This window comes from Primorskyibacter sedentarius (assembly GCF_004342065.1).
Taxonomy (GTDB): domain Bacteria; phylum Pseudomonadota; class Alphaproteobacteria; order Rhodobacterales; family Rhodobacteraceae; genus Primorskyibacter; species Primorskyibacter sedentarius.
Genome location: NZ_SLZU01000001.1, coordinates 763,598 through 789,272 on the forward strand (window position 1 = coordinate 763,598; position 25,675 = coordinate 789,272).

Annotated in this window: 25 protein-coding genes and 1 riboswitch; of the genes, 12 read left to right on the plus strand and 13 right to left on the minus strand. The window is 61.5% G+C overall.

All coding sequences use genetic code 11. The features are described 5' to 3' along the window. Positions 1-96 precede the first annotated feature (96 nt). The 5 genes from uvrC to EDD52_RS03565 form a co-directional block, all read right to left on the minus strand. Positions 97-1,974, minus strand: coding sequence for an excinuclease ABC subunit UvrC (gene uvrC, locus EDD52_RS03545; RefSeq protein ID WP_132241844.1), 1,878 nt, complete (start codon positions 1,972-1,974; stop codon positions 97-99). Positions 1,975-2,259: 285 nt separating this feature from the next. Beyond that, positions 2,260-3,042 (minus strand): SDR family oxidoreductase, encoded by a 783-nt coding sequence (locus EDD52_RS03550; protein ID WP_132241846.1) that lies wholly within the window; start codon positions 3,040-3,042, stop codon positions 2,260-2,262. Positions 3,043-3,071: 29 nt separating this feature from the next. Further along, complete coding sequence (locus EDD52_RS03555; protein ID WP_132241848.1) at positions 3,072-4,016, minus strand: calcium/sodium antiporter; 945 nt, start codon at positions 4,014-4,016, stop codon at positions 3,072-3,074. Between the two features lie 170 nt (positions 4,017-4,186). Further along, a complete protein-coding gene (locus tag EDD52_RS03560; protein WP_132241850.1) occupies positions 4,187-4,984 on the minus strand; it encodes a S49 family peptidase in 798 nt (265 codons plus the stop codon). A gap of 103 nt (positions 4,985-5,087) precedes the next feature. After that, positions 5,088-7,280: a primosomal protein N' gene (locus EDD52_RS03565; RefSeq protein WP_132241852.1), complete on the minus strand. Its 2,193-nt coding sequence runs from the start codon at positions 7,278-7,280 to the stop codon at positions 5,088-5,090. Positions 7,281-7,385: 105 nt separating this feature from the next. Here EDD52_RS03565 and fsa point away from each other — a divergent pair, with 105 nt between their 5' ends. The 4 genes from fsa (at position 7,386) to EDD52_RS03585 (ending at position 10,554) form a co-directional block, all read left to right on the plus strand. Beyond that, the gene (gene fsa / locus EDD52_RS03570) at positions 7,386-8,039 is read left to right on the plus strand and encodes a fructose-6-phosphate aldolase (RefSeq protein WP_132241854.1); all 654 of its coding nucleotides are present in this window, start codon (positions 7,386-7,388) and stop codon (positions 8,037-8,039) included. A 167-nt stretch (positions 8,040-8,206) separates the two neighbouring features. Then, complete coding sequence (locus EDD52_RS03575; protein WP_132241856.1) at positions 8,207-8,914, plus strand: DUF484 family protein; 708 nt, start codon at positions 8,207-8,209, stop codon at positions 8,912-8,914. Continuing rightward, positions 8,911-9,837: a tyrosine recombinase XerC gene (locus tag EDD52_RS03580; RefSeq protein ID WP_132241858.1), complete on the plus strand. Its 927-nt coding sequence runs from the start codon at positions 8,911-8,913 to the stop codon at positions 9,835-9,837. The genes EDD52_RS03575 and EDD52_RS03580 overlap by 4 nt, the downstream gene beginning before the upstream one ends. Positions 9,838-9,945: 108 nt before the next feature. Next, positions 9,946-10,554: a glutathione S-transferase gene (locus EDD52_RS03585; RefSeq protein WP_132241860.1), complete on the plus strand. Its 609-nt coding sequence runs from the start codon at positions 9,946-9,948 to the stop codon at positions 10,552-10,554. Between the two features lie 92 nt (positions 10,555-10,646). On the opposite strand, the gene EDD52_RS03590 is transcribed toward EDD52_RS03585, so the two are convergent. Then, entirely contained in the window at positions 10,647-11,300 is a 654-nt protein-coding gene (locus tag EDD52_RS03590) for an outer membrane beta-barrel protein (protein WP_132241862.1), read from the minus strand. A 223-nt stretch (positions 11,301-11,523) separates the two neighbouring features. Here EDD52_RS03590 and petA point away from each other — a divergent pair, with 223 nt between their 5' ends. From petA to EDD52_RS03610, 4 genes are all read left to right on the plus strand, one after another. Further along, positions 11,524-12,093 carry a ubiquinol-cytochrome c reductase iron-sulfur subunit gene (gene petA / locus EDD52_RS03595; RefSeq protein ID WP_132241864.1) on the plus strand — a complete coding sequence of 190 codons (570 nt, stop codon included), beginning with the start codon at positions 11,524-11,526 and terminating at the stop codon, positions 12,091-12,093. Between the two features lie 10 nt (positions 12,094-12,103). Next, a complete protein-coding gene (gene petB / locus EDD52_RS03600; protein ID WP_132241866.1) occupies positions 12,104-13,432 on the plus strand; it encodes a cytochrome b in 1,329 nt (442 codons plus the stop codon). Positions 13,433-13,449: 17 nt separating this feature from the next. After that, positions 13,450-14,247: a cytochrome c1 gene (locus EDD52_RS03605; protein ID WP_132241868.1), complete on the plus strand. Its 798-nt coding sequence runs from the start codon at positions 13,450-13,452 to the stop codon at positions 14,245-14,247. Positions 14,248-14,519: 272 nt separating this feature from the next. Then, entirely contained in the window at positions 14,520-15,266 is a 747-nt protein-coding gene (locus EDD52_RS03610) for an ATP-grasp domain-containing protein (RefSeq protein WP_207905960.1), read from the plus strand. A gap of 220 nt (positions 15,267-15,486) precedes the next feature. Here EDD52_RS03610 and EDD52_RS03615 read toward each other — a convergent pair whose 3' ends face one another. The 3 genes from EDD52_RS03615 to thiB are packed head-to-tail and all read right to left on the minus strand — an operon-like array spanning position 15,487 to position 18,645. After that, positions 15,487-16,182, minus strand: a complete 696-nt coding sequence (locus EDD52_RS03615) for a thiamine ABC transporter ATP-binding protein (protein WP_132241872.1) — start codon at positions 16,180-16,182, stop codon at positions 15,487-15,489. Beyond that, the gene (locus EDD52_RS03620) at positions 16,169-17,686 is read right to left on the minus strand and encodes an ABC transporter permease family protein (protein ID WP_132241874.1); all 1,518 of its coding nucleotides are present in this window, start codon (positions 17,684-17,686) and stop codon (positions 16,169-16,171) included. The genes EDD52_RS03615 and EDD52_RS03620 overlap by 14 nt, the downstream gene beginning before the upstream one ends. Further along, on the minus strand, positions 17,662-18,645 hold the full coding sequence (gene thiB / locus EDD52_RS03625; protein ID WP_132241876.1) for a thiamine ABC transporter substrate binding subunit: 984 nt from the start codon (positions 18,643-18,645) through the stop codon (positions 17,662-17,664). The genes EDD52_RS03620 and thiB overlap by 25 nt, the downstream gene beginning before the upstream one ends. Before the next feature lie 39 nt (positions 18,646-18,684). Further along, positions 18,685-18,785, minus strand: a riboswitch (TPP riboswitch). 91 nt (positions 18,786-18,876) lie between these two features. Here thiB and aroC point away from each other — a divergent pair. Further along, positions 18,877-20,001 carry a chorismate synthase gene (gene aroC, locus EDD52_RS03630; RefSeq protein ID WP_132241878.1) on the plus strand — a complete coding sequence of 375 codons (1,125 nt, stop codon included), beginning with the start codon at positions 18,877-18,879 and terminating at the stop codon, positions 19,999-20,001. Beyond that, positions 19,994-20,938, plus strand: coding sequence for an AEC family transporter (locus EDD52_RS03635; RefSeq protein ID WP_132241880.1), 945 nt, complete (start codon positions 19,994-19,996; stop codon positions 20,936-20,938). The genes aroC and EDD52_RS03635 overlap by 8 nt, the downstream gene beginning before the upstream one ends. On the opposite strand, the gene EDD52_RS03640 is transcribed toward EDD52_RS03635, so the two are convergent. The 4 genes from EDD52_RS03640 to EDD52_RS03655 all read right to left on the minus strand — a co-directional run bounded on the left by EDD52_RS03640 (position 20,939) and on the right by EDD52_RS03655 (position 24,457). Further along, positions 20,939-21,817 carry a DMT family transporter gene (locus EDD52_RS03640; RefSeq protein WP_132241882.1) on the minus strand — a complete coding sequence of 293 codons (879 nt, stop codon included), beginning with the start codon at positions 21,815-21,817 and terminating at the stop codon, positions 20,939-20,941. 99 nt (positions 21,818-21,916) lie between these two features. Further along, a complete protein-coding gene (locus EDD52_RS03645; RefSeq protein ID WP_132241884.1) occupies positions 21,917-23,029 on the minus strand; it encodes a site-specific DNA-methyltransferase in 1,113 nt (370 codons plus the stop codon). An 87-nt stretch (positions 23,030-23,116) separates the two neighbouring features. Beyond that, the gene (locus tag EDD52_RS03650) at positions 23,117-23,761 is read right to left on the minus strand and encodes a ribonuclease HII (protein ID WP_243651815.1); all 645 of its coding nucleotides are present in this window, start codon (positions 23,759-23,761) and stop codon (positions 23,117-23,119) included. A gap of 144 nt (positions 23,762-23,905) precedes the next feature. Next, entirely contained in the window at positions 23,906-24,457 is a 552-nt protein-coding gene (locus tag EDD52_RS03655; protein WP_132241886.1) for a hypothetical protein, read from the minus strand. A gap of 173 nt (positions 24,458-24,630) precedes the next feature. On the opposite strand from EDD52_RS03655, the gene EDD52_RS03660 reads away from it, so the two are divergent. Together EDD52_RS03660 and EDD52_RS03665 are read left to right on the plus strand one after the other, a co-directional pair. Continuing rightward, complete coding sequence (locus EDD52_RS03660; protein ID WP_132241888.1) at positions 24,631-24,924, plus strand: hypothetical protein; 294 nt, start codon at positions 24,631-24,633, stop codon at positions 24,922-24,924. Further along, the gene (locus EDD52_RS03665; protein WP_132241890.1) at positions 24,869-25,600 is read left to right on the plus strand and encodes a winged helix-turn-helix domain-containing protein; all 732 of its coding nucleotides are present in this window, start codon (positions 24,869-24,871) and stop codon (positions 25,598-25,600) included. Before EDD52_RS03660 ends, EDD52_RS03665 begins: the two co-directional genes overlap by 56 nt. Positions 25,601-25,675: the final 75 nt, after the last annotated feature.

Genomic DNA, 25,675 nt, shown 5'->3' on the forward strand with positions numbered 1-25,675 from the left:
CAGGTCACCTTGGCGCGTCACGCTTCCACTGGCTGAAAAAAGAGCGCGCGGAAGCGCTCATTTTGGGTGCGCCGCCTGCCTTGAACGGGTCAGGCCCTAACCGTTCTCGTGGAAATAGGCGTATATCCGTTCGGCCAACGCGCCAGAGACGCCATCAACGGCCTTCAGGTCGGACAGGTTTGCGCGGCTCACTGCCTTGGCTGACCCGAAATGCGCCAATAGCGCCCGCTTGCGCGACGCACCCACACCCGGCACTTCGTCCAGCGGCGTCGCGCCCACGGCCTTGGCCCGCTTGGCACGATGCGTGCCGATGGCGAAACGATGCGCCTCGTCCCGCATGCGCTGCACGAAATACAGCACCGGATCATTGTGGCGCAGCGCGAAGGGGCGCTGGCCCACACGGTGGAATTCTTCCTTGCCTGCGTCACGGTCGATCCCCTTGGCCACGCCCACCATCGGGATATCCTCGACACCGTGTTCCCGCATGATCTCGGCCACGGCAGAGACCTGCCCCGCGCCACCGTCGATCAGCAATAGGTCGGGCCACATGCCCTTGTCCCGGTCCGGATCTTCTTTCAGAAGACGCTTGAACCGGCGGTTCAGCACCTCTTTCATCATCCCGAAATCATCCCCGGGGGTCAGGTCATCGCCGCGGATATTGAACTTGCGGTACTGCCCCTTGATGAACCCCTCTGGCCCCGCAACGATCATCCCGCCAATGGCGTTGGTGCCCTGAATGTGGCTGTTGTCATAAACCTCGATCCGCTTCGGGGGTCCGTCAAGGTCGAACGCTTCGGCGATGCCCTTGAGCAACCGCGCCTGGCTGGCCGTCTCGGCGAGCTTCCGGGCAAGGCTTTCGCGGGCATTGCGGGCTGCGCTCTCAACCAGCTCTGCCTTCTCCCCGCGTTGCGGCACCAGAATCTCGACCTTACGGCCCAGCTTTCCCGCAAGCGCCTCTTCCATCAGGTCGGTATTCTCGATCGCGTGGGACAAAAGCAGCATCCGGGGCGGCTCTTTGGTGTCGTAGAACTGACCGATGAAGGCCTCCAGCACCTCTGCCTCTTCGACATCCGCCCCCACGCGCGGATAGAAATCACGGTTGCCCCAGTTCTGGTTGCCGCGGATAAAGAACACCTGCACGCAGGCCTGCCCGCCATCCATGTGAAGCGCGATGATATCCGCCTCCGCCACGCCGCGCGGGTTGATGCCTTGGGATGTCTGCACCTGCGTCAGCGCGCGAATCCGATCTCGCAGCGCCGCCGCACGCTCGAACTCCATCGCGTCTGACGCCTCCTGCATCTGTCGCGCCAGCGTTTCCTGAATCTGGGTCGATTTGCCCGAAAGATACCGTTCCGCCTCGGCCACGCTTTCAAGGTATTCGGCCTCTGAAATCTTGCCCACACAAGGAGCGGAACACCGCCGAATTTGATGCAGAAGGCACGGACGGGTGCGACTCTCGAACATCGCGTCAGAACAATTGCGCAGCAGAAACACCTTCTGCAACTGGTTCAATGTCCGGTTGACCGCACCCGCGCTGGCGAAGGGTCCGTAATAGGCCCCCTTGTCCTTCTTCGCGCCGCGATGCTTCTTGATCTGCGGAAAGGCATGTTCCTTGGAGACGAGGATATTCGGAAAGGACTTGTCGTCGCGCAGCAGCACATTATAGCGCGGCTTCAACTGCTTGATGAGGTTCTGTTCAAGCAGAAGCGCCTCTGTTTCCGTCCGCGTCGTCAGGAACATCATCGACGCGGTCTCTCGGATCATCCGCGCAATCCGCCCCGAATGCCCCGAGGGCCGGGCATAGTTCGACACCCGCGCCTTGAGGTTCCGCGCCTTGCCGACGTAAAGCACACGCGCCTGCGCATCCAGCATCCGGTACACCCCCGGAGAGCTGTCAAGCGTCTTGAGGTAGGACTGGATCAGGCGGTGCCCGGTAGGCGCATTCCCCGTCGTCTGCTCGTTCTCGTCGACCATGGTTTTCTTTACGTGATTCTCTGTGATGGCTGCACACTATCGGCACCGGGAGCAAGAGCTAAGGCATCCACGATTCTTGTGGATAACTCTGCGGACAAGTTTGGTTCACACGGAAATTTTCGTTGGTTTCGGCCCCTTTCGTGAATTTGCCTAATTTTTAGGCACCCCCCCAAGTGCATGAAAACAAATGTATTTATTTTTTACCTGCGCCAAATTATTGAAAACATTAAAGTTTCTATGAAGGTTTTGCGACAATCGTTACGCCCGTGCACAACTTCCCCGGCACTACCCTTCTGTGCCCAGAATATCCGGGGTCTGCCAACCCAGGTGCTGGCCTCCGTCGACGCAAATCAGCTGCCCCGTGACGCCCGGCGACTCGATCAGAAATCCCAGTGCGGCGGTGATGTCAGAAGGGTTGGAGCCACGCTCAAGAACAGTTGCCGCGCGCTGTCGCGCGAAATGCTCGTCGCTTTGCCGCGCGCCCTGAAGCGTCGGGCCGGGGCCAATGGCATTGACCCGGATACGCGGCGCCAGCCCCTGCGCCGCAGTCTGGGTGAAGGCCCAGAGCCCCATCTTCGCGATGGTATATGTCATGAATTCCGGCGTCAGCTTTCGCACCCGCTGGTCAACCATGTTGACGATCAGCCCCTGCGCCACCGGTTCGCCGTTTTCGTCAGGCGTCGGGTCCGGGATTTCTGCCGCCATCGCCTGAGACAGCACAAAAGGTGCGCGCAGATTGCTTTCGATATGCCGGTCCCAGCTGTCGCGGGTCGCGGTCTCGATCCGGTCATATTCAAAGATCGACGCGTTGTTGACAAGGCATGTCACCGGTCCGCCAAGCGCATCACGGCAGGCGGGAAGCAACGCCTGCACCTGCGTCTCGTCCAGCAGGTCCGCCTGCAAGGGCGCTGCACGGCGCCCCATCGCGCGGATCTCCTCTGCGACATCATTTGCGGCCTCTGCGGAGCTGCCGTAATGCACACCGACGTCAAAGCCGCGTCCAGCGAGGTAAAGCGCCATGGCCCGGCCCAGCCGTTTGCCCGCGCCTGTCACTAATGCAATCGTCATGACGTTCCTCCAGTTGGCCGCATTGGGCCTCAGATCAGGATGGCCACCACGTAGATGACATATAGGGCGGTGAACGCGCCGCCCCAGGCCCTGGACATGTTCCACCGCATCCAGACGAAGGGGAACAGCACCAGGGACGCCGCCAGCATCACCCATAGGTCAAAGCGCAGGAATTCCGGATCAACCGGGATCGGGCCTACAAATGACGCAATACCAATGATGGCGAGCAGGTTGAACATGTTCGAACCGATCACGTTGCCAAGCGCCACGTCCGCCTGACGCCGCAGCGCCGCCATGACTGTGGTTGCCAATTCCGGCAGCGACGTGCCCACGGCAACCAGCGTGAGGCCAATCACCGTATCGCTGACGCCATACATGCGCGCGATGATCGAGGCGTTCTCGACCAGAAGGTTCGCGCCGAGAGGAAGCCCGACCAATCCCAACGCAAGAAAGCCCACGATCCGCCACCAGGGCATGTCCGGGTCCGCGCCCTCGACGTCTTCAAGCTCATTGGCCTTGGCGTCACGCCGGTGGGCCAGCGCGTCTCGTATCGCGTCGGCAAGGATAAGCGCCAGAGCCGCCAGCAGTATCAGGCCGACCTTCCAATCGAATACGCCCGTGAACGCCAGCCCGATGAACAGGACCGATGACATCAGCATGAATACGTAAGTCTTATGCGTCTTGCACTCGGACGTGCTGAGCGTCGAGATCAATGCCGGAACGCCCAGCACCAGCAGGATATTGGCGGTATTCGACCCCACCACATTGCCCAGAGCCAGACCCGGCGCGCCTTCCAGCACGGCGCTGATCGCGATCAGCAGCTCTGGTGCAGAGGTGCCAAAAGCCACGATGGTCAAGCTGACAATCAGTGCCGGGATACCAACCCGCAGGCTCAGATTCACTGCGCCTTTGACAAGCGCATCCCCGGCGAGGAGCAGAATGACCAGCCCCAGCCCCGACATCAACCAGACCATGTCAGCCCTTTCCGTGACCGCAGGCGCAGGGCCCGCGTCCGATCCTGTAGCGCCCGCATTTGGGACATTTCGCCGAAGCCAACCGCTTGCTGCCCGGGAACCGGAGTTTTCCAAACATGGCCATTACGCCCATGCCCACCAGAAACAGGATGACAATCTTGATTACCACGTCAGAGACCGAAGCGCGCGAAATGGGCGCGTTCCTCGATGCCAGAGACCGCGTCCTGCGCCAGAGACATGCCGAACCGCGACAGGAAGGGGCGTTTCAGCCCGTAACGGCGCAGGCGAACCTTGTCGCCAAAGCGTTCTTTCAGAACCGGCATCATGTGCCCGATCCCGTCGGCCAGCCCCACTTCCACTGCCGCTTTGCCCAGCCAGATCTCGCCGGTGAAAAGCTCTGGATCCTGTGCCAGTTTGGGGCCGCGCTGTGCCTGAACATGGGCTATGAAATTCTCGTGGATCTGACCCAGAAGACGGTTGAGCCGCTCGACATCCTCTTCGTTTTCGGGGCGGAACGGGTCCAGCATCGATTTCGACCGGCCCGCAGTATAGACGCGCCGTTCGATCCCCTGGCGGGCAAGGAAGACATGCGCGCCGAACCCGGCCGAGATCACGCCGATCGACCCAAGGATAGAGCTTTCGTCGGCAAAAATCTCGTCCGCAGAGGCCGCCAGCCAATAGCCGCCACTGGCCGCGACATCCTCGACAAACGCCAGAACGGGGACTTTTTTGTCTTCCGACAGCCGCCGGATGCGGGCGCCGATCAGCGAAGATTGCACGGGCGACCCACCCGGAGAGTTGATCTGGAGCGCCACCGCCGCGGGCTTTCCGCGCCGGAAAGCCTTTTCAAGAACCGGGCCGATGGCCTCGTCGTTCAGGCTGCCGCGCCCGGACATGCCGATTGCACCGTTCAGCCGGACCACCGCAACGGTGGGTGCCTTGTTCAGGTAGGGGATCCACTGTTTCATGGTTCGGGATGTAGATTGCCCCCGCCCGACAAACAAGGTCAGCCACGCACAAACCGGGGTGACGTGGCGCAGTTGCCAGCATTGATGCGTAAAAACCGGACGCTCAGTAGAAACTTTGCGGATCGATATCGACCGACAGGCGCATGTCGCCCTTCAGGCGGAATTGCCCCACCCACTGACGCAAGGCCGGTTGCAGCGGCGTGCCGCGGTCTGCCTTGACCAGCAGCCGCACACGGTGGCGCCCCCTGACCCGCGCGATGGGAGCGGGCGCGGGGCCAAAGACCTGCGCGCCAATTCTGCGCAAAGGTGCGTCCTGCCGCGCCAGCGCGTTGCCAAGGTCAAACGCCTCTTGCACATCGGATGACGACAGGATGATCCCCGCCATCCGTCCATAAGGGGGCACGCACGCATGGCGGCGCTCGCCCGCCTCCGCCTTCCAGAAGCCTTCCTCGTCCCCTGACAGGATCGCGCGGATCACAGGATGTTCGGGCTGATAGGTCTGGAGCAGTGCCACGCCGGATTTCTCGGCCCGTCCGGCACGGCCCGCAACCTGCCGCATCAGCTGAAAGGTGCGTTCGGCCGCCCGCAGATCAGAGCCTTGCAGCCCCAGATCCGCATCAATCACCCCTACAAGGGTCAGCAGCGGAAAGTTGTGCCCCTTGGCCACCAGCTGCGTACCGATGATGATGTCCGCAGAACCCTGCGCGATGCCCTCGATCTCTGCCTTCAGCGCGCGGGCCGATCCGAACATGTCCGAAGACAGCGTCGCCACCCGCGCTTCGGGAAAGAGCTTCACCGCTTCTTCTGTCAGGCGCTCAACCCCCGGCCCGACCGCCGCCAACCTGCCTTCCGCCTCGCAGGAGGGGCAGATTTCTGGCATTGGTTTCGTCTCACCGCATTGATGGCAGACGAGGCGTTTGAGGAACCGATGCTCCACCATCCGCGCGTCGCAATGGTCACACCCGATCTGATGCCCGCAGGCCCGACAGATGGTAACGGGCGCATAGCCACGCCGGTTGATGAACAAAAGCGCCTGTTCGCCCCGTTCGATCCGGGCGTTCACCGCCGATTGCAATGCACTGGAAATCCAGCGATCCGAGGGCAGCCTTTCGCTGCGCATGTCAAGGCTGCGCATCTCGGGCATCACCGCAGGCCCATAGCGTGAGGTCAGCTCGACCTTGTCATACTTGCCCGCATCGGCATTTGCCCAGCTTTCCAGCGACGGCGTGGCAGAGGCCAGCACAACCCGCGCCCCGCAAAGCGATGCCCGCAGCACCGCCATGTCGCGCGCATTATAAAGCACGCCCTCTTCCTGCTTGTAGGAGGTGTCATGTTCTTCATCGACCACCACCAGCCCAAGGTCGCGGAACGGCAGAAACAGGGCCGATCGCGCACCGACGACCAGTTGCGCGCCGCCCTGCCCGATCATCTTCCAGACCCGGCGGCGTTCGGTCATTGTCACGCCGGAATGCCATTCCGCAGGCTGCGCCCCGAACCGCGCCTGCACCCGCGTCAGGAATTCCGCCGTCAGCGCGATTTCGGGCAGCAGCACCAATGCCTGACGACCCCGGCGCAAGCATTCTGCGACGGCCTCCAGATAGACTTCGGTCTTGCCCGAGCCGGTCACACCTTTCAGCAAGACCGTACCATAGCTGCCAGAGGCCACGCCCGCACGAAGCGTATCTGCCGCCACCGCCTGATCGCCGGTCAGCTCCTTGCTGCCAAGATCGGGGTCCAGCCGGGGGAATGGCAGGTCGCGGGGGCTGTCCTCTTCGGCAACCGCACCCAGCTTGGCCAGCCCCTTGACCACGCTGGTCGTGACGCCGGCCATTTCGGCCAATTCCTTTAACGTGAAGGACAGCCCGCCATATTCCTTCAACGCTTCCAACACGCGGCAGCGCGCATCGGTCATGCGTTCCGGTTCGGCATGACCCAGCCGGTAGACCTTGCGCATTGATGGCGGATCGCCCAGCCCCGGCGCGCGGGTGGCCAGACGCAGCATCGCTGACATCGGCGTCAGCGTGTAATCCCCGGCCTTTTCCAGAAAGGCGCGCAGCTCATCCCGCATGGGGGCCGTATCCAGCACGCGTATCACCTGACGCACCTTCGAGATGTCCCAGTCGCCCTTTCCCGGCCCCCAGATCACGCCCAGAACCTTGCGCGGGCCCAGCGGCACCTCGACAAACGCGCCCAGCTGGCAGCCGCCTTCGGGGGCGCGATAGTCCAGCACTCTGTCGAGGGGCTGCGTCGTCAGCACCCCCACCAGCTCGCCTTCGTCGAAATACCCAGCGTCCATGAATGACCTTGCTTGTTTGCGCTGTCCGAAAGGGGTTTTTCTCTTCCCCCTCCTTGGGGTATGACAGCCGCAATCGAAAGCCAAGCCAACCAAGGATGTGCTGCCATGAAATTCTTCGTAGACACTGCCGATACCGATGCCATCGCCGAACTGAACGCTTTGGGCATGGTGGACGGGGTCACGACCAACCCTTCGCTTATCCTGAAATCCGGCCGTGATATCCTCGAAGTCACCAAGGAGATCTGCGACATGGTCTCTGGCCCGGTCTCGGCCGAGGTGATCGCTCTGGATGCCGAAAGCATGATCGCGGAAGGCCGCAAACTGGCAGAAATCGCCGAAAACATCGCCGTGAAAGTGCCGCTGACCTGGGATGGCCTGAAAGCCTGCAAAGTGCTGACGGACGAAGGCAAGATGGTCAACGTCACGCTGTGTTTCTCGGCCAATCAGGCGTTGCTGGCGGCCAAGGCCGGTGCCACGTTCATCAGCCCCTTCATTGGACGGCTGGACGATCTGAACATGGACGGGCTGGAACTGATCGCCGATATTCGCGAAATCTATGACAATTACGGGTTCGAGACGAATATCCTCGCCGCTTCGATCCGGTCGGCCAACCACATGAGCGAATGCGCCAAGATCGGTGCCGATGTGGCAACCGCCCCTCCGGGTGTGATCAAGGCGATGGCCAACCACGTGCTGACCGACAAAGGTCTGGACCAGTTCGTCAAAGATGCCAAACAGGCGGGCATCAAAATCGTCTGATCCCGGACTGATTGCTTCGAAAATTGGCGCCGCGCGGGTCTCCGTCGCGGCGCCTTTGCGTTGGCGCGATGCCACAGTGAACAAATTCCGTGGACCGCGCCCGAAAAAACGGGCATTCCCCGCGCAAGCTCTGCTATGGTCGCAAAAAACACAAAACAGAGGCAAGCATGAGCAGCAGCCCCCAAATTGACGACTCCCTCAGGGAGACGATTATTTCGCGTCCGGATGTCATCCTTGATGATCAGGATGTGATGCAGGCATTGATTGCGGCGAACGAACAGGCAATGGGCGGCAATATCGTCGATCTGCGCGGCATCGCGATGGAACGTCTGGAAACCCGGCTGGACCGGCTGGAGGACACGCATCGTTCGGTGATCGCCGCCGCATACGAAAACCTTGCAGGCACGAACCAGGTGCATCGCGCCATCCTGCGGATGCTGGACCCCACGGAGTTCGAAGGGTTCTTGCGCGACCTTGGCGGGCCCGTTGCAGATATCCTGCGTGTCGACTGCGTGAAACTCGTTCTGGAAACCGCCCAGGATGAAGAGAATGAGGCGGTCAAGAAGCTTGGTGACGTGCTGTCGGTCTGCGCCCCGGGCTTCATTGACAGCTATTTGACGATGGGCCGTGGCGGCCCGGCCCGGCAAGTCACCCTGCGCGAGGTTCTGGTGGTCGACGCGCGCGTTTACGGGGATGCGGCAGACAGCGTAAATTCCGAGGCCTGCCTCAAGCTGGACCTTGGCGAAGGCCGCCTGCCCGGCATGCTGGTGATGGGCGCGCGGGACGGCCAGCAATTCTCGGCCCAGCAAGGCACCGACCTGCTAGCCTTTTTCGCAGGTGTCTTCGAAAGGTCGATGCGCCGCTGGCTGTCATGAGCCTGGCTCTGTCACCAGCCGCGCGCGACGCACTGGAGCATTGGCTGATCTCGCAAAAGGCCCTGAAAGGCGCGTCGGCCAATACGTTGACAGCCTACGGGGCCGATGTGCGGGACTTTCTTGTCTTCCTGACCCATCATCAGGGCGGCCCGCAGGGACTGGCGCCTTTGACGCAGGTCGGCATTTCCGAAATGAGGTCCTGGATGGCGCGTCTGCGGGCAGAGGAGGTCGGCGCACGTTCTGTCGCGCGCAAACTGTCGGCGGTGAAGTCCTTTTATCGCTGGCTGGGCGAACGGCAGGGTTTCGAACCCACTGCCGTTCTATCCGCACGCGCCCCGAAATTCGAAAAGAAGCTTCCGCGCCCCCTGAGCGTCGATGCCGCCCGCGATTTGCTGGACACGGTGGGCACGCAGTCCGAAACGCCGTGGGTCTCTGCGCGGGATATCGCGGTCATGACCCTGCTTTATGGCTGCGGTTTGCGAATCTCCGAAGCTTTGGGCATGACCCCGGCGCATCTGCCCATCGGCGAGGTGCTTCGTATCGTCGGCAAGGGTGGAAAAGAGCGCATCGTGCCGGTGATCGGTCCGGCGCGCGATGCGGTCGAGGCATATCTGAGGCTTTGCCCTTTCGACCTGTCGCAGAACGCCCCCATTTTTCGCGGCGTCCGGGGTGGTACGTTAAGTCCGCGCATCGTGCAGCAGCTTATGGCGCGGGTCCGGTTGCAGCTTGGCCTGCCAGCCACGGCCACGCCGCATGCATTGCGCCACAGCTTTGCCACGCATCTTCTGGCGGCGGGTGGCGATCTGCGCGCGATACAGGAACTTCTTGGCCATTCGTCACTGTCCACGACGCAGGCCTATACCTCTGTCGATACGGTTCATCTGATGGATGCCTATAACAAGGCCCACCCCAAGGCTGGCTGACGCCTGGATCGTCCCGCGCCCGACCGGGTGCACCACCAGAGCTGTTGCGCTGCCGCGATTAGTCCCTAGTCTGCGCCTCAGGTCACGATCCGCGAGGGAGGCACCGCGATGAAGCTCTTTTACAGCCCGACTTCACCCTATGTCCGCAAGGTCATGGTGATACTTCACGAAACCGACCAGTTGCAGGACGTGTCGCTTGAGGAAACCAGCGGCACGCCGCTCGCCCCCGCGACAGGGCTGGCCGCAAAGAACCCGCTGACGAAGGTTCCGGCGCTGGAACGCCCTGATGGCTGCACTCTATATGACAGCCGGGTGATCTGCCGCTTTCTGGACGCGCGCGCCGATGCCGGGCTTTATCCCTCGGGGGCCCGGGGCTGGGAGACGCAGACACTGGAAGCAACCGGTGACGGAATCACCGATGCCGCGCTTCTGATGACCTACGAATCGCGCCTGCGGCCCGAAGCCCAGCAGATGGAAGCGTTCGTGGACGGGCAATGGGCCAAGATCGAGAATGCCTGCGCCGCTTTGAACGCCCGGTGGATCAGCCATCTGTCCGGGCCGCTCGATGCGGGCCAGATTGCCGTGGCCTGTGCGCTGGCCTATGTCGATTTTCGTCATGACGCGCGCGGCTGGCGCAAGGGCAATGACGCGCTTGCAAATTGGTATGCCAGTTTTGCCGAACGCGACTCCATGACAGCGACCGTCCCGCCGGCATAGCGGCGGTCAGATCTTACCCAGACCAATCAAAAGGGCGCCCAGCCAATGCGGGCGCCCTTCTGCATTCGATCCGAAAATCCGCAATCGCCGCGTCAGAACTTCAGCGTTACACCGAAATTAAGCGCGTTCGTCTTGATTTCCGTCTCCAGAGTGCCGTCGCCTTCGAGGTCGGCCTTATTGTTGGAATAGGTGAACTGGTATTCCCCGAAAACCGCGAACCGTTCGCTGAGATCATAGCTCACACCGGCCAGAACCCTGACGGCGGGACCCGTCACCTGATAGCCGAATGTCTTCTCGCCCCCGGCGGACTCCACATCCACATGCGGGATCGCCAGACCGATGCCGCCACCGACATAAGGTGTGAAATCGTCCCAACGGTTCAGCCAGCGATGATAGGCGTTGACCGTGATCAGATTGAGCCCATCAGTGAATTCCATCCGGTCGAAACCGATATTTTCGCGTTCGGAATCAGGCGCATAGACCTTGGCATGAGTGAATTCGAGCCCGAAACCCAGACGCTCATCCCGCCACCACGTGCCGCGCAGACCGTAATAGGGCGGCATTTCAAAGGACTTGCCTTCCCAGCCGATCAACGCGTCATAGCTGCCACCATCGGGGTGGTTGCCCGTCGCACGGCTATGCGGCGCGGTTTGCCAGCCGGAATAGACGCTAAGCTCCATTTCCGCAGAAGCTGCGCCCGCCCCCATGCACAAAGCCAGGGCGGCAGAAAGAATCACCTTTTTCATGGAGCAACCTCATCGGGCAGTCAGAGTGTATTTGACCCACTCATATAGGCCATTTAACGTCGGCTCAACCGCGACACATGCGCGCTAATCGACTTCACGTCATTTTGTGTTCTGGACGGGCATACATAGCCCCGTTAAATACGCCCTCGGAAACGCTGCGGCCCAGACCGCGGCCAAAACCCGTATTGGCCGTTCTCAAGGCCCAACGAATGGAGTTAACCTCGTGTCCCACGCAGAAGATCACGAAGGCACCCGTAGGGATTTCCTCTACTACGCCACGGCAGGCGCCGGGGCGGTGGCTACCGGTGCTGCAGTCTGGCCTCTCGTCAATCAGATGAACCCTGCCGCCGACGTGCGCGCGCTGGCCTCGATCCAGGTCGATATCAGCGGTGTCGAAGAGGGCACGCAGTTAACCGTCAAATGGTTGGGCAAGCCGGTGTTCTTTCGTCACCGCACCCAGACCGAAATCGACGAGGCCCGTGCCGTAGACGTGGACACCCTGATCGATCCCACCGCACAGAACCCGAATGTCGGCAATGGCGCGCCTGCCCCTGCCACCGACCAGAACCGCGCGCTTGACGAAGACGGCAAGTGGCTGGTCATGATCGGCGTCTGCACCCATCTGGGCTGCGTTCCGATCGGCAACGGCTCTGGCGAGTTCGACGGCTGGTTCTGTCCGTGCCACGGATCGCATTACGACAGTGCCGGACGCATCCGCAAAGGCCCGGCCCCGCAGAACCTGCATGTCCCGGTCGCCGAATTCGTCGACGAAACCACGATCAAACTGGGTTAAGGAGAGATCCATGTCAGGAATTCCTCACGACCATTACGAGCCGCGCACCGGAACCGAGAAGTGGGTCCACTCACGGCTTCCGATCGTTGGCTTGCTCTATGACACGCTTATGATCCCGACCCCAAAGAACCTGAACTGGATGTGGATCTGGGGCATTGTTCTGACGTTCTGCCTTGTTTTGCAGATCGTGACGGGCATCGTGCTGGCAATGCACTACACACCGCATGTCGACATGGCCTTTGCCTCTGTCGAACATATCATGCGCGACGTGAACGGCGGCCACATGCTGCGGTATCTGCATGCAAACGGCGCTTCGCTGTTCTTCGTGGCCGTCTACGCCCACATCTTCCGCGGTCTCTACTACGGGTCGTACAAGGCCCCGCGCGAGATCACGTGGATCATCGGCATGCTGATCTACCTGTGCATGATGGGCACTGCCTTCATGGGCTACGTTCTGCCCTGGGGCCAGATGTCCTTCTGGGGTGCGACCGTGATCACCGGCCTGTTCGGCGCGATCCCGTTCATCGGCGAGCCTATCCAGACCTGGCTTCTGGGCGGACCGGCTGTGGACAACGCCACGCTGAACCGGTTCTTCTCGCTGCACTACCTGCTGCCCTTCGTGATCGCAGCGCTGGTGGCCGTGCATATCTGGGCCTTCCACTCGACCGGCAACAACAACCCCACCGGGGTTGAGGTGCGCCGCGCATCGAAAGCCGAGGCCGAAAAGGACACTGTTCCGTTCTGGCCCTACTTCGTGATCAAGGACCTGTTCGCGCTGGCCGTGATCATGGTGATCTTCTTCGCAATTGTCGGCTTCATGCCCAACTACCTGGGTCACCCCGACAACTATATCGAAGCCAACCCGCTGGCGACGCCCGCGCATATCGTTCCCGAATGGTACTTCCTGCCCTTCTACGCGATCCTGCGTGCCTTCACCTCCGAAGTCTGGGTTGTTCAGATCGCCTCTTTCATCACTGGTGGCCTGATCGACGCGAAGTTCTTCGGTGTTCTGGCGATGTTCGGCGCGATTGCAGTCATGGCGCTGGCGCCCTGGCTCGACACCTCCTCGGTACGTTCGGGCCGCTATCGCCCGATGTTCAAGTGGTGGTTCGCGCTGCTGGTCATCGACTTCATCGTCCTGATGTGGCTGGGGGCAATGCCCGCGGAAGAGCCCTATGCGTCCTTCTCGCTGATCGCATCGGCGTATTGGTTCGGCTATTTCCTCGTGATCCTGCCGCTGCTTGGCGTGATCGAAAAGCCGCAGGCCCAGCCCGCGACGATCGAGGAAGACTTCAACGCCCACTACGCCAAGCCGTCCGACACGGCTCCGGCGGAATGAACAGGGGACTGACAGGCATGTTCAAGAAACTCACCATCGCGGCTGTCACGGTCCTGGGCCTCACCTCTGGCAGCGCCTTTGCTGCCGGCGATGAGGGCCATGTCGAAGACTTCGCCTTCTCCTACGAAGGCCCCTTCGGCAGCTATGACCAGAACCAGCTGCAGCGCGGCCTCAAGGTTTACACCGAGGTTTGCGCCGCCTGCCACGGGCTGAAGTTCGTCCCGCTGCGCACGCTTGGCGACGAAGGCGGCCCGGGCTTCACCGAAGAACAGGTTCGCGCCTATGCCGCCGAGAATTTCGAAGTGTTCGACGCCGAGCTGGATGACTTCCGTCCCGCTGGCCCCGTCGACAAGTTCCCGGCGAATGACGCAGTTGGCGCACCTGACCTGTCGCTGATGGCGAAGGCGCGTGCGGGCTTCCACGGCCCCTACGGTTCCGGCCTCAACCAGCTGTTCCGCGGCATTGGCGGGGCGGAATACATCGCGTCGCTCCTGTCGGGCTATACCGGCGAGGAAAAAGTCGAAGCAGGCACCACCTTCTACGAAAACCACGCCTTCCCGGGCGGTTGGATTTCGATGGCACCGCCGCTATCCGATGAAATGGTCGAGTTTGACGACGGCCACAGCAACACCGTGCACCACATGTCGCAGGACGTTGCTGCCTTTCTGATGTGGACCGCAGAGCCCAAAATGATGGCGCGCCAGCATGCGGGTTTTGTCGCCGTGCTGTTCCTGACCGTGCTGTCCGTGCTGCTCTACCTCACGAACAAGCGCATCTGGGCGCCACTCAAAGGCAAGCACAAGCCCGAGGCGTAAACCCTTCGACGTTTGGATAGACCATGAAAAGCCCTGCTCACGCGGGGCTTTTCTTTTTGGAACGACTGGCAAGTGAAGGCAGCAATGCTGCGAATGCACAGCATGTTCCGGAATGTTTGGCTTGAGCCCACACGCATTGAGATCACACGCAGGTCCAATGTCTGCTGTTGAGCATTTTGCCTGATGATGCTTTGTAAGTGCGGAACGAAGCTGTCAGATCTGAGCACAAACTCATGCAATGGATACTTCAGGATTTTGAGGACACTCGGAAAATGGCTGATGCACTTGATCAGCTGGAAATTCCGTACACGTGGCACAAAGTCGTTCCGTTCATCGGCGAACTGACACCGGCCCCGACGATCAGCGACCCGAACGCAGTGGTCATGTTCGGTTCTTATGCCCTATGGCGCTACGCACAGGCCAATAACCTGAAGCCCGGCGTCTTCAAAATCAGACCATTTGTCCATGAAGCACCGTGGCACCCATTTCTTCTTAATGGCGCGGATGCTCTTTTCCTGACACTGCGCGACGTTCCTGAACAGCTGCCGGACGACGGGAAAGACTGGTTCTTACGCCCGGTGCAAGACAGCAAGGAGGAGCCGGGAAACGTAAAGTCCGCTCGTGAAATCATCGATTTGGCCAACAAGGTACTCGCCCTTGAAGCACACGAGATACCAAATGGCTCACTTCGTCACGATACGGAAATGATGTTCACAAAGCCCGTTCGCATACTCAAAGAATGGCGTCTGTGGGCGGTGAGAGACGAGATCGTAACGTTCTCTCTTTACAAGGACGGCTCGCGCGTCGTTTACCGGCATGAAATTGATGACGACGCCTTGGAGTTTGCAAAGATGCTGGTCAAGGCGAACCCAGATTACGTGCCCGCCTATGTTATCGACATCTGTCGCACGGATGATGGGCTAAAGATGCTCGAAACGAATTGCATCAACGCTGCGGGTTTCTATGAGGCTGACTTGTCGAAGCTGGTCTCGTCGATCGACGAGTTTTCGCCGGGCTAACATCAGAAACTGACATCTGTGCAGTCGCCGCGTTGTGTCGCTAAATCCTGCCGGCCGGACCTTTACGCAGATGCGTGCAGAAGCCAAAATTCTACACCGGTCATCGCGTCCGGTGTCATTCCTTCGCTGTGAACCAAGCTGCACCATCCTCCAGAAAGTCCGTTCAAGTGCGTATGACACCGACGTCCAGCACGCTATGCAGAGTTTAACTGCGATATCGCTAGCGGCCCAGATAGGCCCGCAATGCCTCTGGCGGGTCTGAAAACAGACTATCGGTCAGAAATGGCCCCTGCGCCGATCCAGCATCAACAAAGATGGTCTGCGACGCGAAACGCTGCGCGTCTTGCGGATCATGGCTGACCATCAGGACATGCGCCCCGATCTCGTCCGCCACCTTGCCGACCACGTCCAGCATCTCGACCTTCAGCGCTGGACCAAGCGCCGCAAACGGCTCGTCCAGTGCCATGATCGGGCGGGCCTGTAACAGCACCCGCGCCAGCGCCGCGCGGCTGATCTGACCACCGGACAGCCCCGAGGGACGCCGGTCCTCCATCCCTGCCAACCCGACACGCTCCAGTGCGGCAGAGATCACCCTGCGGTCGGACTTCTGCAAACGACCATCGGGATGCAATGCCAGCCCCAGGTTCTGCGCCACGGTCAAATGCGGAAACAGGTTGTTGTCCTGAAACAGCATCGCCACGGGCCGTTTTCCCGGTGCATCATGGGTGATCTCGACGCCATTCCAAAGGATCCGCCCCGCATGCGGCGGCCGGAAGCCTGCGATCGCGTCCAGAAGCGTGGACTTGCCTGCCCCGGACGGGCCGATGATCGCGACACGCTCCGCTGAGCCGAGGCTTAAGTCGGCAGAAACGCGGAACGCCCCCGCCCCTATCACAAGGTTTTCAAGAACCAGCATTTGCGCGGCCTCCCCTGTCGAAACACCAGAATAGCCCAAGGCTGAGCGCAAGAAGCAGTACCGCGGCCGCGGCTGCCTGATCCATCCGGTAAGCCCCCATCAGGCGGTAGATCTGCAAGGGGAGTGTGGCCCGGTCGGGATCGGCAAAGAGGGCGATCACGCCCAGATCCCCCATCGACAGGGCCGCGCAAAGACCGGCGGAAAAGCCCAAGGGGCGGCGCATACGCGGCAGGTAGACCCAGCGCAACCATGCCAGCGGGCTAAGCGCCAATGCGTCGCCCAACCGGCCAAAGTCCTTCTGCAGCGCCTCTGCCTCTGGCCGCAGGATGCGCAGCACGAAGGGCAGCGACAGCAGCGCATTGACCACGCCCGTCACCGGCAGCGCCAGCGCAAACGGATTGGCAAACTCGCGCAGGATCAGGAACAGCCCAGTGCCCAGCACCAGTGGCGACAGCGCGATACCCGCAAGGCCCAACAACTCTCCGCGACGCGTGGCCAGCGGGATGGCCCAGAGGATGCAAAGCAGTGTTGATGCCAGAGCCACCGCCAGCGAATGCGCCGCTGCAATCCACACCGGACCCGGCAGGCTGAACAGGCCAAGCGCACCGCGCGCCGCCACCAACCCCAGCGGCAAGAGCAGGAAGAGCGCCACAAGCAGCAGCCAGAGCGCATCCAGCGCGCGCAGGCCAGGGCTGTTCGTGTCCCAGCGCGGCACCACGCGGTCAAGCCCCTGCGCCCCCAGCCCAGTGCCGGACAGGCGCAGCGCCACCAGCCCGGCAACCAGCGCCATCCCAAGCTGCACCAGCGCAAGAGAGGCCGCATGGGCGAGGTCGAAATCAAACCGCACCGCCTGATAGATCGCCAGTTCCAGCGTCGTCGCACGTGGTCCGCCCCCCAAGGTCAGCGCCACGGCAAAGGATGACAGGCAGATGACAAAGATCACCGCGAAGGCCCCCGGCAGGATCGAGGCCAGCATCGGTCGCTCCAGCACCCGGAACACATCGCGCGAGGTGAAACCAAGCGTTGCGGCCAGCCGGAAACGCTCACCGGGGATGGCCAGCCAGCCCTGCAGGATCAGCCGGGTCGCCAGCGGCAGGTTAAAGAAAACATGCGCAAGGATCACGCCATGCAGCCCGTAGATCGACACTTCGGGCAGACCCAAGGCCTCTAACAGACGGTTCAGCACGCCGGACCGGCCAAAGACGGCAAGCAAACCCAGAATGGCCACGATCACCGGCAGGATGAACGGCGCGCCGAGCAGTGCGATCAGCAAGGCGCGACCGGGAAAGGCGCGCCGCGCCAGCGCCCGTGCAACGGGAATGGCGAAGCCAACGCTGAGCGCCGCCGACAAAAGCGCCTGCATGACGGTAAACCGCAGCGCCGCCCAGTCGGCGGGCTCCAGCCCCGTCAGAACACCTGCGCGCCACGCCACCGCCGCCACCGGGCCCAGGGTCAGCCCGGCGACAAGCGATCCGGCGATCAGCGCGACAGGGCGCGTCGCCATTCCTCAATCGCTTCGTCCTGCACGGCCGCGGCCTGCACCTCGTCAAAGAAGAGCGTCTTGTCCGGCAGGGGCAGCGTGTCGAAACCTTCGGGCCACTCGGACCTTGGCAAGGCGGCGGGCAGCGACCAGTTGCCGGTGGGGATCATCTGCTGGAATTCTCCGCTCAGGACATAGGCCATGAACTGATCGGCCAGTTCCGGCTGTTCGGTGGCGGCGATTTTGCCGACCAGCTCGACCATGAAATAATGACCTTCGGGAAAGATCGCGGCGGCCTTTGTATCATCCTCTTCAGCGATGATGTGATAGGCGGGCGAGGTCGTGTAGCTGAGCACCATATCCGCCTCACCATCGGTGAACAGGCCGTAACTTTCCGACCAGCCCTTGGTGACAGTCAGGATCTTCGGCGCAAGCTGTTCCCACACGCTCTCCGCCTCGTCGCCGTAGACCGCCTTGACCCACAGCACCAGTGCCAGACCAGAGATCGAGCTGCGCGGGTCCTGAATGACGATCTTCAGATCATCCGGCGCCGCAAGCAACGCCTCGAAGCTTTCAGGCGGGGTGTCGACGCGCGTCTTGTCATAGACAAAGGCGGTCTGGCTGTAGTTGAAGGGCAAAAAGGTCTCATCCGTCCAGGCGATGGGCAGCGTCAGGGGGGACAGATCCTGCCCATGCGGTCCGAACAACCCGCTGGTCCGCGCCTTGGCCGTCACATCCGTGTTCAGACCGATCACCACATCGGCGCGGGTCTTGTCGCCTTCCAGCATCAGCCGGGGCAGAAGGTCACCGGGTTTGTATTCCAGATCACAGCCGCAAAGCGCCTCGAACCCCGCCTCGATCGCCGGGCCGGGGCCCCATTCGGACGTGAAATAATCCGGGGCATAGACCGTCAGCACGGGCGTCTGCGCGCCTGCCATGCTGGCAATCATCATGCCCGCTGCAAATGTCAGGGCCTTTTTCATCGGCATCCTCCTTTTTGCGGCAGATGGGCAAGATAAGGAGCATATGTCCGATACCTTCCCTCCGCCGGTGTTAACCGGGTCAGGTTCAACGGGTTCGCGTCGCGCATCTCAGCCCCTTGCAGGCACCCCGAGGTGCGGCGATTGGTAAGGCCCCAAAGGCCCGGTTTCAAGCGAAATCCCTTGAGGGTCGGACGGCTCTGGCCTAACAGAGACGCCCAAAGGAGCCGTCCCATGAGCATGAATTCGTTTGGCCATCTCTTCCGCGTCACGACCTGGGGCGAAAGCCACGGGCCGGCACTTGGTGCCACGGTGGATGGCTGCCCGCCGGGGATCAAAATCGACGAGGCGATGCTTCAGCACTGGCTGGACAAGCGCAAGCCGGGCCAGAACAAATTCACTACCCAGCGGCAGGAACCCGATCAGGTGCGCATCCTGTCCGGCGTGTTCGAGGGCCAGACGACGGGCACCCCGATCCAGCTGATGATCGAGAATACCGATCAGCGCAGCAAGGATTACGGCGACATCATCGAGAAGTTTCGCCCCGGCCATGCCGACATCTCCTACTGGCAGAAATACGGCATCCGCGACTATCGCGGCGGCGGGCGGTCCTCGGCGCGCGAAACGGCGGCACGTGTGGCCGCAGGTGGGATTGCACGCGCGGCGATTGACGCGCTGGCACCGGGGCTGCGGATCACCGGCTACATGGTGCAGGTCGGGCCGCATATGATCACGGGCGAGCGGGACATGTCGCAGATCGACCAGAACCCGTTCTGGGTGCCTTCGGCAGAAACGGCCGAGACCTGGGCAGATTACCTCAACGGTTTGCGCAAGTCCGGCAATTCGGTGGGGGCGATCATCGAAGTGGTGGCCAGCGGTGTGCCCGCCGGGCTGGGGGCGCCGATCTATGCCAAGCTGGACACCGATCTTGCCGCCGCGATGATGAGCATCAACGCCGTCAAGGGCGTGGAGATCGGCGAAGGCATGGCTGCGGCAATGCTGACGGGCGAGGAAAACGCCGACGAGATCTTCATGGGCAATGATGGCAAGCCGGCTTATTCGTCCAACCATGCCGGCGGTATCCTTGGCGGCATCTCTACCGGGCAGGACGTCGTTGTGCGGTTCGCGGTCAAACCGACCTCTTCCATCCTGAAAACCCGCCAGACGATCACCAAATCGGGCGAGGCCGCCGAGATCATCACCAAGGGCCGCCACGATCCTTGCGTCGGCATCCGCGCCGTTCCGGTAGGCGAGGCGATGATGGCCTGCGTGATCCTTGACCACATGCTGCTGCATCGCGGCCAGATTGGCGGCGAAATCGGCGAGACACGCGGCAAGATCGGTCCCACGCTTGGTTGATATCTTCGCGATCACCTTCCCGATCTTCGCGCTGGTGGTGCTTGGCTACCTCTGCGTCTATCTGAAGGTTTTCAGGACAGCGGATATGCGGGTCCTTGGGCAATACGTGCTGAACATCGCCCTGCCCGCATTGCTGTTCAACGCCGTGGCGACCCGCCGGATGACAGAGATCATCCTGCCTTCCTACGTCGTCGTCTTTGCGCTTGGCGGGCTGGCGACCATGCTGCTGGCTTATGGCATCTCGATGTTGCACGGCACGGGCCCCGCCCGACGTGCCATAGCGACGATGGGCTCTGCCTGCCCGAATTCCGCCTATATCGGTTTTCCGATGATGATGCTGCTCTTTTCGGACAGCGCGGGGCTGATCCTTGCGATGAACCTGGTGGTGGAGAATTTCCTGTTGGTCCCGCTCAGCTTCGCCCTGCTGGAGCTTTCGCGGCCGCGCAAAGGCATGTCGTTGTGGTCAAGCGCGCGCCACACATTGGTTGGCGTCCTCCGTCGGCCCCTGGTGATCGGGCTTCTGTCCGGTGTGGCGGTGTCGGTCATGGGCCTGCCGATCCCCGAAGCGCTTAGCAGGATGCTGGAGATGACGGCCGCCTCTACCAGCGCCATCGCTCTGTTCGTGATCGGCGGCACGCTGGCCGGGCTGCCCATCGTCGGCAACCGCTTGCTGGCCGGGCAGATCGTCTTTGGCAAGCTGATCCTGCATCCGGCGATGGTCGCGCTGTTCTTGCTGGCCCTGCCACTGCTTGGTCTTCCGCCGCTTAAGCCGGATCTTGCGGTCGCGGTCATACTGTCTGCTGCGGTTCCGATGATCGGCGTCTATACCATCATAGCGCAGGATTACGGGCACGAGGGGCTGGCGTCGCTCGCACTTCTGGGCACGACAGTCGGGTCCTTCGTGACGCTGAACCTGCTTCTTGTGCTGCTGACCTGATCAGCCTTTCGACGGGTGCTGTTTGGAGATTTGAACCGCCAGAATGCCGGCCGCGATGATGGCAACACCCAGAATATCAAGCGGACCGATTTTTTCACCCAACAGAACCGCGGCAACGGCCACGCCGAAAAACGGGTTGAGAAAGTGGAAAGTCGCGGCCTTGATCGCACCGATATGGTTCACAAGCGAGAACCAGACGATCGTCGCCAACAGCCCCGGCACCAGCGTTGTATAGATGAATGCCAGCACCAGCGGCCGGGACATCGTCACCGTGAACGGCCATTCCAAAAGCGCCGATGCAACGGCCAGCACAATGGCCCCCACGAACATCTGCAAGCCCACGATCATCACCAGGTTCCCGCCCGAGGAGGCGCCGCGCACCGACAGCGTCGCAACTGTCAACGCCACAGCGCCCACGACGCAAAGCGCGATGCCCCAGAGATCGCCGCCCGCTTGCAGACGCGCGCCCATGATCAGCGCCACGCCCACCGTTCCCGCGATCAAACCGGCCACCGCTAGCCAGCGCAAACGGTCCCGAAAGATGATCCAGCCCGCCAGCGCCACCATCAGCGGCATGGTGGATGCGATGATAGAGGCCAGTGACGCCTCTACCGTCTGCATCGCCACGAAATTCAGCCCGAGATAGAGCGCGTTCTGGCAGATCCCGAAGATGATCGTTGCGCGCCATTGGTTGCGGCTGAGGCGAAAGCTCTGCCCCAGGGCCTTGGCGATCAGCACGCCGATCACGCCGGAGACGAAAAACCGCAGCGACAAGGACGCCAGCGGCGGTGCGTAGGCCACGATGATCCGCGCCGAGGCAAAGGCCGAAGACCACATCAGGGCAAAGGAAATCCCCATCAGAATCGCGCGCAGATCCATGTTTGTTTCCTTGCCTCATGAACGAAAAAAGACCCCGCCAGACCGGCGGGGTCAAGTCGAGTGCCTTGTGTTAAACACAGGCACCGGCGGTGTTCAATTTCAATGTGGGCGGTCGGTCATTTCCGCGCGGATCTGTTGGCGCAGGACGTCGATGGACACGGTCTTGCCCTCGCGGCGGAAGTGCCAGTAGGTCCAGCCGTTGCAGCTTGGCGCGCCTTCCAGATGGGCGCCGACCTGGTGGATCGATCCCTTGACGTCGTCGCCGATCAGCGTGCCATCGGCGCGCACCTTGGCGATCTTGCCCGAAGGCGAAGTCAGCGTTTCGCCGGGGCGCAGCATCCCGCGTTCCACCAGTTGGCCAAAGGGAACACGCGGTTCGGCGCGTTTGGATGTGCTGACCTGCAATGCCTCGCGGTCGAATTTGCGCACCGATGCGATGCGGCGGGTGGCCACCTCGCGGTAGGCCTCTTCCCGCTCAATCCCGATCCAGTCGCGGCCCAGCATCTTGGCAACAGCACCCGTGGTGCCAGTGCCGAAGAACGGGTCAAGCACGACATCGCCGGGGTTCGTCGATCCCACCAGAACCCGGTGCAACAGACCTTCGGGCTTTTGCGTCGGATGGGCCTTGTCGCCATTGGAATCCTTCAGACGCTCGCCGCCATTGCAGATCGGCAGCACCCAGTCAGAGCGCATCTGGATGCCTTCGTTCAGCGCCTTGAGTGCCTCGTAGTTGAACGTGTATTTCGCACCTTCGGATTTCGACGCCCAGATCATCGTTTCATGCGCATTGGTGAACCGCTTGCCCCGGAAATTCGGCATCGGGTTCGACTTGCGCCACACCACGTCGTTCAGGATCCAGTAACCCGCGTCCTGAAGCGAGGCACCGACACGGAAGATGTTGTGGTAGGAGCCAATCACCCAGATGGCACCGTTTGGCTTGAGAAGCCGGCGCGCGGCCTTCAGCCACTCTCTGGTAAACTTGTCATACACCGCGAAAGAGGAAAACTGGTCCCAATGGTCATCGACCGCATCCACCCGCGAATTATCCGGACGATGAAGATCGCCCTTGAGTTGCAGGTTGTAAGGCGGGTCGGCGAAAATCAGGTCGACCGATTCCTCGGGCAGACTGTTCATCGCTTCGATGCAGTCACCGGCAAGAATCGTGTTTAGAGGGAGCACCGCAGTGCTCTTTTTCTTGGTCATCGTTTTCATCTCTGCCTCTATCCGGCGCCTTTTTGCGCTCACTGATTGAGTACGAAGATGATTCAAAGCCGATTCGCGGTCAAATTCTTTTTTGAATCAGGGGCTTACGGTTTTGTCTTGATACAAGATATTGTGTACCGGTTTGAAGGATCGTCTATGGTGTGGGGTCACCCCAAGATTTTCCAACGCCAACCTGTGGCTTTTTGACGGATAGCCCATGTTGGTTTCCCACCCATAACCCGGATAGTGTTGCGCCAAATCCCACATGATCCGATCGCGACACAATTTCGCCACAATCGAAGCAGCCGCAATGCTGACCGAACGGGCGTCACCGCGCACCACTGCTTCGGACGGAATGGACAACCCACGCGGTATCAGATTGCCATCAATCAGCAGATAATCGGGAGTGACCGGCAAGCCTTCTACCGCGCGTTCCATGGCCAGATGGCTGGCGCGCAGGATGTTCAGGCTGTCGATCTCCTCGACGCTCGCATGGGCGACCGATATGTGCGCGACGGCCTCCAGTTCCACCGATAGTGCTTCGCGCCGCTTTGCCGTCAGCTTCTTGGAATCGTTGAGGCCGTCCGGGATGCGGGAGGCGTCCAGAATGACCGCAGCGGCGGTCACCGGGCCAGCAAGCGGGCCACGGCCAACCTCGTCCACACCGGCAATGACGCGCGCCCCACGAGAGAGAGCGCTGGTTTCGAGCGAATAATCGGGCGTCAGGATGTCCTTGGTCATATCGTCGTTGAACCGCAGCCTGTGGGGTTTGCCAAGTCAAAAAGAAAGGAAGGGGCCACAGGCGGGCCCCTTCCCCCTTCGGACGCGGTGCTGGGGTGCGGCCGCGCCCGCTGCTCGACTCTGTCTCTTACGGACAGGCCAACCCTAGTATCTGGCGGAGGTGTAACCACGTTGACGCAGGCAATCGGCGCTATAGGCCTTGCTTTCCCCGCGACTGGTCCGAACCTCGCGGCGGCATTCGTCGGGAAGCTTCCTTGCGCTGCGATAGGTGTGATCAAGGCAACGGGCCCCATACAAGGTCTGCGTGCCATGGCGTGTACGCGCACTTATCTGGCAGCTTTGCGGCAACGGAGTGGCGCCCCGGCTGCGGGTCTGATGCCCGTCCCGGCCGCGATCATTGCGGTCGTAGTTCTTGTTGGTGACCTTGCGACCCTTGTCCTTGTGGTCATGCTTGCGGATCACGACAGGCTTATCCTTGTGATCGTGACGCTGCGAATGCGCCTTCTTGGCGCTCTTCTTGTCGTCGCGATCATTGTCGCGGCTGCTTTGAATGGCCTTTCCGATGATGAAGATCGTGGCCGCCCCGGCCAGAATGCGGGCGATATCCTCTTCGCTGGCGGCGGCTGCGGGGCGGGCGGCGAAACCGGTGATGGCCATGGTGGCGACCAGAACAGAGGCGATATATTTGCGGGACATGGGGGGGATCCTTTCCGTCATACGAAGTCAGCAGATGCGGCGCGGCCAGCACGGCATCGCCTATGGATCAACCCTGGCCCCGGCGACGAAAGTCAGGCAATAACGCCCCCCTGTTATCGGATAACATACTGTTGGTTATTGAATTGCCGCGGGGGTTTGCGCAGAGTCCGGGCATGAAACACACACGCCCCCTTCGCGCGGTGATCCTGACCGTGCTACTGGCCCTGCCCGCCATGGCGCAGGCCGATTGCTATGCCGATTACAAGGCCAAGCGCGACACGCCGCTGCGCCTGCATTACGGTATCGCCAAGATCTCAGGTGCCTGTTCGCGCGATGCCGCCCGGGCAGAGTTGAAACCGCGTCTCGCCGCTGACGGCTGGACGCTTCTGACAGTCCTGTCCGTCTTCGACGATGCCGGGCTTGCCGAAAGGAGAGACAGTGCCGGACAGTATTACCTCCGCTACTGACGCACGGCGCTCTGGCACACGAATCGTGGTTGGCGGAATCACCGCCATCGTGATCCTGCTGCTGGGCGCCGCTGTCTGGCTGTTCGCGTCCCTGCCCGATGCGGGCGCGTTCAACGAACGTGTCGAGCAGCTGTTCGTAGAGAATAATGACCTGACCGCGCAGGCGGAAATCAAGCTGCTGGAGATCCTCGCACAATCGGGGACGTCCTTTGCCGAAACGCTGGCCAGTTACCGCATGGTGATTTTCGTGCTGCTGATTTTTGCGACCGCTTTATTGGTGGCCGCGCTTGTGTTCCTTGTAATGCTCGTCACGTTGAACCGCCGCATGGCACAGATCGAACGATCCGGCATACAGGTGTCCTCGCTTCTGATCAGCAGGGAGGAAAACACCGTCTACCTCAACAATATGGGGTTCAAGCTGACCGAAGCCGCGATGGAAACCCTGAGCGTGCTGGCCGAGGCGCGCATGGATGATGACGTCATGACCGGCGCCGAGATTGAGGCCGTGATATCGGGCCGCCACGCATCCGATTGCGAGGAGGCGGCAGGCGCCACGCGGATCAAACGCCTGCGCGACGGGCTGGGCAACCAGCTTGTCAGCGAGCTGTTGGTCAAGAACATCGCAAGACGCGGCTATATGCTGACCATCGACAAGGCGGTGATCAAGGTCATCTGAGCGCGCGGCCGACGCAAGGGCAGCCGCCGTAAGGTGTCTTCGATCCCCCAAATCTGTGACTGTACCGTCGCCAGG